This is a genomic window from Milkweed yellows phytoplasma str. MW1 (genome assembly GCF_000309485.1).
Lineage (GTDB): Bacteria > Bacillota_I > Bacilli_A > Acholeplasmatales > Acholeplasmataceae > Phytoplasma.
This window is the reverse complement of record NZ_AKIL01000076.1, coordinates 1-8,669: the sequence shown is the minus strand read 5'-3', so window position 1 is coordinate 8,669 and position 8,669 is coordinate 1. Positions and strand designations below refer to the sequence as shown.

Here is an 8,669-nt window from a genome sequence, read left to right as displayed (position 1 = left end):
AACTTTTTTATTTTTTTTAATAATTAATATTTCTTTAACTAAGATTTTTGTTTTCAAGGCAAGATCTTTTTTTTGAAGGGGAAAGTCTTTTATTTAAGAGATTTTTTTATATAAGATGGTAAATATACAATTTAACAAAATTATATAAAAAATCTTAGTGAGAACGATTGTTATTAAAATTCTTGTAAATGTTTAGATCTTTTAGAAAAATATCGCATTAAATTGACTCAATTAACGAATCAACAAGGTTTTTATAATAAAGAATAATTTGCAAAATTAAAAGATCATTTAATTAAAAAAGGATTAAAAAGAGGATTTTTTGGGTAATTATATTTTAAAAAATATCCAACATATTGTTGATAATTTTGACCTTTTTTCTATTGAAGAGTTGGTAAAACCTGTTCATAATCCTATTATGCAAAGATTTACTTCCAAACAGCATGAAGCGGAACACGCGATAATTGCTTTATTCTCTAAATATTATGACTTATGGGGAATAGTTGTTTTTTGAAACAGAATGAGTGAGGGTGCGACTATATTCAAAAGAAAATGAACGAGTTCACTTTAAAACAAAAAGTTGAAAAAATAAAAGAATTAAGAAAATATCACAGCGAAAGATTTGAAACTTAAAACATTCAGATATTTATTAACTCAACAAAAAGAATATATAGAACAACTTAAAAAAGAAGCTTATCAAAAAGATGTAGAAATCATCAAAGAAAAATAATTTTAATACCTATGATTTAGACATTTATACCTAAAAAACAATATTTTATCAATCAAAAAGAATTATTAGCAGAATTAACAAAAAAGAGAAATATAGATTTTAACTTTCCAAACTAAATATATCTCTAACAAAAATAAATAATTGCTCCAAATAAAAAAGATCCTCTTAGGATCTTTTTGTTTTACGTTATAAAGATTAAGATTTTTTAATGTTTTTGATTAAATCTCTATAAATAACAGCTTGTTCAAAATTTAACTGTTTAGCTGCTTCTTTCATTGACTTTTGTAGTTGTTTTAAATCTGGCTTATTTTTTTGGTTTTTGCTAGAAGCTAATAAAGAGGCTTCTTCTTTTTGAGCTTTTTGTTTTTCCATAATAGTTTTTTTTACAATAGTTTTAATAATAGGAGTCGGTTTAACATTATGAACACGGTTATATTCCTCTTGAAGAGTTCTACGACGTTGCGTTTCTTCTATCGCTTCTTGCATAGCGTCAGTAATAACATCGCCATAAAGAATGGCTTTACCGTTAATATTACGTGCCGCTCTGCCAATAGTTTGAATAAGGCTTCTTTTATTTCTTAAAAAACCTTGTTTATCAGCGTCTAAAATAGCCACTAACGAAACTAATGGCAAATCCAACCCTTCTCTTAATAAATTAACTCCAATTAAACAATCATAAGTGCCGATCATTAAATCTTCTAAAATAACTAATCTTTCTAAAGATTTAATTTCGCTATGTAAATAAGCCACTTTGATGCCCAAATCTTTTAAATAACTAGTTAAATCTTCGCTCATCTTAATAGTGATAGTGGACACTAAAATTCTTTCATTCTTTTCTGCTCTTTGTTTAATTTCAAAATATAAATTTTCAATTTGATTTTTAGTAGGACGAACTTCAATAATAGGATCTAGTACAAAAGTAGGACGAATAATTTGTTCCACAATAGGTAAATTTTTATTTAATTCATAATCGCCCGGAGTAGCTGATAAATAAATTATTTTATCCATTTTTTTTTCAAATTCAGAAAATCTAAGTGGTCTGTTATCTAAAGCGCTCGGTAAACGGAAACCATATTGAACTAAATTATTTTTTCTTGAAAAATCGCCTGCATACATTCCTCTGATTTGAGAAACGGTCACGTGAGATTCATCAATAATAGTTAAAAAATTATCTCCAAAATAATCAATCAAAGTGGTTGGCGTTTCGCCTGCTGCTTTCAAAGATAAATGTCTGGAATAATTTTCAATGCCATTACAATAACCTAATTCTTGCAACATTTCTAAATCGTATTTAGTTTTCATTTCTATTTTTTGAGCTTCTACTAGTTGGTTTTTATCTTTAAAAAAAATTATTTGTTCATTTAATTCTTGTTGAATGCGCAAAATAGATTCTTCTAATTTCTCTTTATCAGTAGCATAAAGAGAAGTGGGAAAAATAGTGATATCTTCTAAATTAGCTAAAATAACACCATCAACAGTGTTAAACAATTTAATTTCTTCAATTTCATCATCCCAAAAAATAATTCTTACCCCTTGTGTGGTATCAGAAGAAGGAATGATATCTATCGTATCTCCTCTCAACCTAAAAGTACCTCTTTTAAAAGAGTAATCATTTCTTTGGTAATTCAAACCGACTAATTGATTAACCAATTCTTTTAAAATATATTTCATCCCCTTTTCTAAATAAAGAATAGATTTTTTGTAATTCTCAATATCACCCACACCATAAATACAAGAAACAGAGGAAACCACGATTACATCATCATGATTGATTAAAGAATTAATAGCTCTATGACGCATTTTATCTATTTCATCATTAATTAAAGAATCTTTTTCAATATAAGTATCATGACGGACTACATAAGCTTCTGGTTGATAATAATCAAAATACGAAATAAAATATTCTACTTTATTATCAGGAAACAAGGTTTTTAATTCGTGAAATAATTGTCCAGCTAAGGTTTTATTATGAACTATAATTAAAGTTTTTTTATTTAATTTATGGATAATATTAGATATAGTAAAAGTTTTGCCTGTCCCTGTGGCACCAATCACAATCTGCTCTTTATGACCTTTATCTAAATTAGATAATAATTGTTCAATAGCTTTAGGTTGGTCTCCGCTAGGTTTATATAAAGTTTTTAATTTAAAAGCCATTTTCCTTTACCTTTATTATCTATGATTTTATCTTTAAGATTTGCTTTAAATAATATCCCGTATAACTCTGAGCATTCTGGCTCACTTCTTCTGGTGTTCCTTGAGCCACTATATGTCCTCCATGAACTCCCCCGCCAGGCCCTAAATCTATTACATAATCAGCATTTTTAATGACATCTAAATTATGTTCAATCACCACTAAAGTCGCTTTTTTATCTGTAATACGGTGTATAACTTGGATTAATTGTTTAATGTCTTCAAAATGTAGACCCGTGGTTGGTTCATCTAAAATATATAAAGTATCCGGAGTAATTTGTTTATATAACTCACTAGCCAGTTTAATTCTTTGAGCTTCTCCTCCAGAAAGAGTAGTGGCACTTTGCCCTAATTGCAAATAACCTAAACCAACATCTTTTAAAAATTGGATATGTTCTTTGATTCTTTTATGGTTATCGAAAAAGACTAAAGCTTCATCAACTGTCATATTTAACACATCAGCGATATTTTTTCCTTTATATTTAATAGTTAAAGTGTCTTTTCTGAAGCGACTTCCATGACATTCATCACATATAACAAAAACATCAGGTAAGAAATTCATTGAAATTCTTCTAATCCCATCGCCATAACAACGTTCGCAACGTCCTCCTTTAACATTAAAGGAAAAACGTCCTTTTTGATATCCTCTAATTTTGGCTTCATTGGTTTGAGCGTATAATTCTCTTATTTTATCAAAAAGACCCGTATAAGTAGCCGGATTACTTCTTGGAGTTTTACCAATAGGAGATTGAGAAATTTCCACTATTCTACGAATATATCCTTGATCATCTACCATATTAACATTGTTTTCATCTTTTAACAAACGCTTTTTTTTATTTTTTAAATTTTTCAATAAAACGTTATTCACTAAAGTGGATTTTCCGGACCCCGAAACTCCTGTCACAACGTTAAAAACACCTAAAGGAAAAACAACGTTAATCTTTTTTAAATTATTTTCAGAAGCATTTTTCACATGAACCACTTGTTGAGGATTAATGGTGCGTCTTTGTTGCGGATAAGCGATTTCTTTTTGGTTGGACAAATATTGACCCGTTAAACTGTTTGGATTCGCCATCACTTCAGAAGGAGTGCCGAAAGCAACTACCTCTCCGCCATAACGACCCGCTAAAGGACCAATATCAATTAAATAATCAGAGGCTAACATCGTATCTTTATCATGTTCTACCACTACAAGAGTATTACCTAAAGCGGTCATTTTTTTCAAAGCAGCAATTAAATTATCATTATCTTTTTGATGCAAACCAATGGAAGGTTCGTCTAAAACATATAAAACACCTGATAATTTAGAACCAATTTGAGTAGCTAAACGGATTCTTTGTGATTCTCCACCTGATAAAGTACTGCTTTTGCGTTCTAAAATTAAATAACTCAAACCGATGTCTTGCAAAAAAGATAATCTTTGAGAAATTTCTTCCAATGGTAAAGCCGTAATTTTTTTTTCTTCTGGTGATAATTCTAGATGATCGATAAAACGAGCTAATTCTTCAATCGACATTTGCGTCAATTCATAAATGTTTTTATGATTAATTTTGAAAGTTAAAGCAGCTTTATTAATTCTCGCTCCTAAACAACGAGAACAAGTTTCTTCAATCAAAAATTTTTTAAACCAACTCATCACGTTTTCGTTTTGAGATAATTTATCATAATAATATTCTAAAATAGTAATAACACCCATTTTCATTTCAGGTTGTTCGTGTTGGTTATTGTTAAGATTAGCTTTGCCGTACAATAAGATGTCTAATAATTCAGGTTCTAAATTGTTTAAAGGAATATTCATATCAATTTGATGGTAAGCACAAAATTGTTCTAAATCTTGCATTTTATTGTAAAAATCTCGGTGTTGTTGATAAAGAATGAAACCACCTTGATTCAGAGACTTATTAAAAGCAAATAAAAGTGTTTGGTCAAATTTATTTCTAATCCCTAAACCTTTACAAGTTTCACAAGCGCCTAAAGAAGAGTTAAAAGAAAATAATCTCATATTTCTTTCTGGGATGGTAAAATCAAGATTATCGTTGCTATAATTAAGATGAAATTTTAACATTTCTTGATCATTTAACCAAACAAAGACTTTTTCTTTGACTAAAGCTAAAGATAAATCTAAAGATTCGTTTAATCTACTTTCTATCTTATCTTGTATTTTTAAACGATCAATAATAACATTAATATCATGTTTTTCGTTTTGATTCAAAAGAGGAATTTCATCCAAAGAAAGGATTTTTTGATCTACCATCACTCTAGTAAAACCATCTTTAATTAAACGTTTAAAAAGTTTTTGGTGATTACCTTTTTTTTGTTCCACTATAGGAGCCATTATCACGATTTTACTATCCAATTCCAATTGTGCAATCTGTTGAACAATTTGTTCGTTAGTTTGAATTTGAATAGGTTTATCAGTATGAGGGTTATAAGGGACGGAAATATGAGTGTAAATAACTCTTAAATAATCATAAATTTCTGTAATAGTGCCGACAGTGGAACGAGGATTGTGAGAAATAGTTTTTTGATCAATACTAATAGCTGGACTTAATCCTTCAATTTGATCCACATCCGGTTTTTCAAAATTACCTAAAAATTGACGAGAATACAGACTTAAAGATTCCATATACCTTCTTTTACCTTCTTGATATAAAGTATCAAAAGCTAAAGATGATTTGCCTGAACCAGAAACACCGGTAATAACGATAAATTTAAATTTAGGAATATCTAAATTAATATTTTTAAGGTTATGCACGCGGGCGCCTCTAATTTTAATGATTGTATTATTATTAGACATAAATATAGTTTAAAGCCTTTCTATTTGAGAAAAATATTTTTTCAAATTTAAGAATATTTCTTTTTTATTTTTTCTAAAAAACTACAAGGAATATTTAATTTTTGAAAATCTTGACAAGAAGCGTTTTGAATGTCTTTAATATTTTTAAAATGTTTTAATAAAATTTGATATCTTTTCGCACCTAAACCTTTTATATCGGTTAACAAACTATTTTTATCTTCCTTTTTTTTTAATTGAAGATGAAAATTAAGAGTAAAACGGTGTACTTCATCACTTATTCTTAATAAAAAACGATATAAATTACTATTTTTATCTAAAATGATGGTTTTATCTTCTAAAAGTAATTCAGTTAGTTGATGTTTATTATTTTTTTTCAAAGCTCCTAGTTTAATATCTAAATTTAAGTAATCTAGGGCTTGTTTACAAGCGTTAAATTGAATTTTTCCACCATCTGCTAAAATCAAATCCGGCATTTGCACACTCATTTGTAAAAACCTTTGACAATGTCTAATTAAAACATGATAAAAAGCGTCATATTCGTTTTGATATTCTTTTTCTACCGTAAATTTACGATAAAATTTTTTATTAAATTTTAATTCTTTAAACACTATCATAGCAGTCACAAAAGATTGGCCGAATAATTGCGAATTATCAAAAGCTTCAATATAATCAATTTTTTTGCCAAAAATATGGGATAATTCATCTAATGATTCTTGCATAATTTCAAATTTAGATTTATGGACTAAATTGTATTTTAATAAATTTTCTTTAGCGTTTTTTAAAGATAAAGCGTATAAATCTCCTTGATTTTTTTTCGAAACAATACGAATTTTAGCTTTTAAAATGTTTTGAATATTAGGTTTATCCAACGCCATTTCTTTGCCTAAAATAATTTCTTCGGGAATGATTTGTTCTTGATAATATAAATATAAATAAGTTACTATATTTTCAACCACATCGCCTACATAATTAAACACTATTTGATGGTTATCAAAAACATTGCCACGATGCATTCTTAAAATATATAAAGATATATCATCTTCATTATAATAAAAAGCAACGATGTCGCAACTTTTTAATTTATTATCATTGATAAATTGTTTTTCCACTATTTTATTTAAATTAAACAAAAGATTCTTATATTCGATAGCTTTTTCAAATTCCAATTTAGAACTAGCTTCTTCCATAGACTTTTTTATTTGTTTAAAAATTTCTTTATCGTTGCCTTCTAAAAATTTAACTATTAAATTAATGTTAGATTGATAATCTACTTCTTTTTGAGCGCAAGGCCCTAAACATTGGTTAATATGATAATAAAAACAAGGTTTTTTGCCTATAGGTTGGCATCTTCTTAAAGGGTAAATTTTATGCAATAACTTAACTGTTTCTTTTAAACTTTCTGAATTAGGATAAGGTCCAAATAACCTTTTCCCTGGAGGAATATTTTTATACCTAGATATAATCAAGCGAGGATGTTTTTCGTTAGTAATTTCAATATAAGGATAAGTTTTATCGTCCATTAATTTAAAATTATATTTAGGCGAATAGCTTTTGATTAAATTAGCTTCTAAAATTAATGCTTCTAATTCATTATTAGTTAAAATATAAGAAAAATCAACAATTTCTAAAACTAAAACACCGGTTTTTTTATTATGAGAGCCGGTAAAATAACTTTTTACCCGGTTTTTTAAATTTTTAGCTTTACCTACATAAATCACTTCTTGTTTTTTGTTCTGAAACAGATAACATCCTGGTTCATTAGGTAAATTTTTAATTTTGTCTGATAACATCTTTACACCATAAATTTTTGAATTTTTTGACAAAAAAATATTAAAAAGTTTTGATATGATTTTTCCCTATAAATAAATTTTATGAAGGTTATAAGTAAAAAAATAAGATGTGATTAATAAGTTATTAAGATTATTAATTTATCCTAAAAACTTATTAATCACATCGTTTGGGAATGACTTTTATAAATGATCAAACAGAAAAGAACTGGTTTCTTTTCTGTTTGATTCTATCTCTCATTGGTCTTGTTAATTCAACGAAATAATTTCAAAACGAAATTATAATCTTATTATGGGTATGAAATTTAAATGATTTCATTATTCTTTTTTTCTAACATTGTAAGAATTAAAATTCTCGCTATTTGTTCAAAAATGAATATTAAAGTCGTTAAGAAAGCGAAAGCTAAAGACCATTCATATTTTTTAGAAATATCAAATGTCATTATTTGTTCAGCATTATCAAAATCTATCGCTAAGAAAGCAGAACCTAAAACTAATAATACTCCACTAATAGCTAATTGAGACCAATAACCGCTTAAATAATTTTTACCACTAATGAAGCTTACAAGCATGTTAATCGTTAAAAAAGCGAGAATAACTATAAAACTAACTAAACTAGAAATTCTAAATTTATTATTAACTTTTAAAATTTCTTGATAATATAAAAAATGCATAATCAAGAAAACAACCAAAGTGCCAATAACTGAAATAGCTAATATTGAAACAATCGCACTATAAGCGCCAGTTAATACTGATATCGAACCAAAAACACCACTAATCAATATACCTTCAGAAATGGCATACATAATAGCGAAAGGTTTTTGATTCATTTTGCCAGCAAAAATACTAACCATAATAGATACAAAACCTAACATGGAAGCAACTCCGATAGAAGAGTATAATAAAATAGCCTTCACACTTTTATCGCCTGCAGCTATAAGGGAAATTAAGGAAAAATGCAATATACCTGATACCAAAACCGTTAACAATAATATCATTGTTTTGGTAGCAACACCTTTTTTAGTTGCAGTTTCAAGAGTTCTAACTTGATTAGTTGCAAGGGCTTGTTCTCTTATTTGTCTAAAAACAACATTTTCTTTTTGTTGCATGGGAAAATTACCTCTTTTTAAATTTTCATTAAATTTATCATGAATTATATATATAT

The 8,669-nt window shown here is 27.5% G+C and carries 5 protein-coding genes; 1 reads left to right on the top strand and 4 read right to left on the bottom strand.

Annotated elements, in window-relative coordinates; genetic code table 11:
- The first annotated feature begins 319 nt into the window (after positions 1-319).
- Positions 320-511, top strand: coding sequence for a hypothetical protein (locus tag RI76_RS01595; RefSeq protein WP_017192391.1), 192 nt, complete (start codon positions 320-322; stop codon positions 509-511).
- A 411-nt stretch (positions 512-922) separates the two neighbouring features.
- Here RI76_RS01595 and uvrB read toward each other — a convergent pair whose 3' ends face one another.
- The 4 genes from uvrB to RI76_RS01575 all read right to left on the bottom strand — a co-directional run bounded on the left by uvrB (position 923) and on the right by RI76_RS01575 (position 8,613).
- Positions 923-2,884 (bottom strand): excinuclease ABC subunit UvrB, encoded by a 1,962-nt coding sequence (uvrB, locus tag RI76_RS01590; RefSeq protein WP_017192389.1) that lies wholly within the window; start codon positions 2,882-2,884, stop codon positions 923-925.
- A 19-nt stretch (positions 2,885-2,903) separates the two neighbouring features.
- The gene (gene uvrA / locus RI76_RS01585; protein ID WP_017192388.1) at positions 2,904-5,717 is read right to left on the bottom strand and encodes an excinuclease ABC subunit UvrA; all 2,814 of its coding nucleotides are present in this window, start codon (positions 5,715-5,717) and stop codon (positions 2,904-2,906) included.
- A 47-nt stretch (positions 5,718-5,764) separates the two neighbouring features.
- Positions 5,765-7,507, bottom strand: coding sequence for an excinuclease ABC subunit UvrC (gene uvrC / locus RI76_RS01580; protein WP_017192387.1), 1,743 nt, complete (start codon positions 7,505-7,507; stop codon positions 5,765-5,767).
- Between the two features lie 302 nt (positions 7,508-7,809).
- Positions 7,810-8,613: a Bax inhibitor-1/YccA family membrane protein gene (locus RI76_RS01575; RefSeq protein ID WP_026072045.1), complete on the bottom strand. Its 804-nt coding sequence runs from the start codon at positions 8,611-8,613 to the stop codon at positions 7,810-7,812.
- Positions 8,614-8,669: the final 56 nt, after the last annotated feature.